Raw genomic sequence first — 1566 nt, forward strand, 5'->3', positions numbered from 1 at the left:
CCTTCCGCGCCGCCACCCGGCGCGGTCGCCGCCCCGGCCAGCACCCGCGCCGCCCCCGCACCTGACGGGTCGCACCGCGCCGGCGGCGCGCTGGTCGCACCGCGCCGACGTCGCGACCCGCCCGCTGCCTCAGCCGCTGGCGTCGAGGTAGGAGCGCAGGTTCCGCCGGGTCTCGGCCAGCGAGTCGCCGCCCAGCTTCTCCAGCGCCGCGTCGGCCAGCACGAGCGCGATCATCGCCTCGGCGACGACACCGGCCGCGGGCACCGCGCACACGTCCGAGCGCTGGTGGATCGCGGTGGCCGCCTCGCCGGTGGCGACGTCGACCGTCTGCAGCGCCCGCGGCACGGTGGAGATCGGCTTCATCGCCGCCCGCACGCGCACGGGCTCGCCGTTCGTCATCCCGCCCTCGATGCCGCCCGCCCGGTTGGACAGCCGCTTGACCGGGTCGCCGGGGACCATCTCGTCGTGCGCGGCGCTGCCCCGCCGCCGCGCGGTGCGGAAACCGTCGCCGATCTCCACCCCCTTCATCGCCTGGATCCCCATCAGCGCCCCGGCCAGCCGGGCGTCGAGGCGGCGGTCGGACTGCACGTAGCTGCCCAACCCGACCGGCAGCCCGTACGCGATCACCTCCACCACGCCGCCGAGGGTGTCGCCGTCCTTCTGGGCGGCGTCGACCTCGGCGACCATCGCCGCCGTCGTCGCGTCCTCGAACGCGCGGACCGGGCTCGCGTCCACGCGCTCCAGGTCGCCCGGGCCGGGGACCGCGTCCGCGTCGGGGGCCTCCACGGCGCCCAGCGCCACCACGTGCGACACGATCGTGACGTCGAGGGCCTGGGCCAGGAAGGCCTTGGCCACGGTGCCCAGCACCACGCGCGACGCGGTCTCGCGGGCGCTGGCGCGCTCCAGGACCGGACGGGCGTCGTCGAAGCCGTACTTCGTCATGCCGGCGAGGTCGGCGTGGCCGGGCCGGGGCCGGGTGAGCGGGGCGTTGCGCGCCCGGTTGGCGATGAGGTCGGGGTCGACCGGGTCGGCCGCCATCACCGTCTCCCACTTGGGCCACTCGGTGTTGCCGATGCGCACGGCCACCGGCCCACCCTGGGTGACGCCGTGCCGGACGCCGCCGATGACCTCGAGCTCGTCGGCCTCGAACTTCATCCGGGCGCCGCGGCCGTAGCCGAGGCGGCGCCTGGCCAGCTCGGCGGCCAACTCCTTGGTGGTGATCCCGACCCCGGCCACCATGCCCTCGAGCACGGCGACCAGTGCGGGACCGTGGGACTCCCCGGCGGTGATCCAGCGCAGCACGCCGGCAAGTCTCTCACCCGGCCCGACCGGGCCCGACGCTCGCCCGACCGGGCAGCGCCGGTCACCCCGGCGGGGGCAGCCCCGTCGGCGCCAGCGCCGACAGCGCGGTGACCACGCCGGCCGCGACCACCATGGATGGGCCGTGCGGCACCGCCGACCCGCGGCGCAGGACGCCGGTGGCCAGTCCGACCGCGCCCGCGGAGGCGGTCAGCACGCCGGCCAGCAGCCCGGCCAGCGGAACGGCCGCCCACCCGGCCGCGCCCA

General features: G+C 77.5%; 1 protein-coding gene and 1 pseudogene. Both read right to left on the bottom strand.

What is annotated here, in order from left to right; all coding sequences use genetic code 11:
* Positions 1-129: 129 nt before the first annotated feature.
* Complete coding sequence (aroC, locus tag KIK08_RS38970) at positions 130-1302, bottom strand: chorismate synthase (protein ID WP_214408323.1); 1173 nt, start codon at positions 1300-1302, stop codon at positions 130-132.
* Positions 1303-1363: 61 nt separating this feature from the next.
* Positions 1364-1566, bottom strand: a pseudogene (locus KIK08_RS38975) (prepilin peptidase); the annotation flags it as partial.

This window comes from Pseudonocardia lacus (assembly GCF_018531445.1).
GTDB lineage: Bacteria > Actinomycetota > Actinomycetes > Mycobacteriales > Pseudonocardiaceae > Pseudonocardia > Pseudonocardia lacus.